This window comes from Treponema sp. R6D11 (genome assembly GCF_054786075.1).
The window spans coordinates 1-743 of record NZ_BDHD01000583.1; the positions used below are offsets into that span (position 1 = coordinate 1).

Sequence of the window (743 nt, forward strand, 5' to 3'; positions counted from 1 at the left end):
TTCTTTATACAATATTCTATCACAGGGTCTATAGATTCTTCAAGCGTTAATCCTTTCGCCTGATACTCCCTGATTTTGTTTATAAAAAAACTGTAGCCGTTCAGACTTTCGCATTTTCTTAAAATTTCCGTATTATGTCCGTGGTTTATGTTGTATACAGGAGCGATTAATTCCAATGGTATTTTATCAATGGTCGATTTTAACCCTTCAATGTCCATGAAAGCGTCGGATAACTTTAATTCCGTATAATCGGGATAATCGTCCGTTCCGTTGTACAAGACGATAAATTCGGGTTTTGGAATTTTTACAATGTTCTTTAGGTACTTTTTTTCTTTATCGAGTATTTTCTGATATATTTTTGATGTGTATTCGAGCAGGCGGTAAGGTATGTTCTCATTTATAGTAGACTGGTGTTCAATAAGCACGACAAGGCGTTTGTCGAGAAGAAGGCATTGGAATAGGACTGTCTCAAGGTCGTGAAGAAGGGCGTCAGTATTTCCTTGAGTTGCTAAATCAAGATTTGACGATAGATGAAATTAAAGAACGGCTTCAACAGGAAGCGAATTAATCCCTCACCACAACCAATAAAAAAAGCGGGGACTTACGTTCCCGTTTTTTTCGCTCTTTGTGGCAAAAAAATTACCACACAGGTTTTCTCGTCGCCTGACTGCCTCGGTGGAACCATTTTAATTGTAACGTAGTTGTTTCCTATTCTTATATCAATGTCAGAGGAGCCTTCAAAG

1 protein-coding gene is annotated in these 743 nt (G+C 37.8%); it reads right to left on the reverse strand.

The genetic code is table 11. From position 1 onward, the window contains the following. Positions 1-425: Rpn family recombination-promoting nuclease/putative transposase (locus ACYVTD_RS14835; RefSeq protein ID WP_461248486.1), on the reverse strand; the 425-nt coding region annotated here is incomplete at its 3' end. Between the last annotated feature and the right edge of the window lie 318 nt (positions 426-743).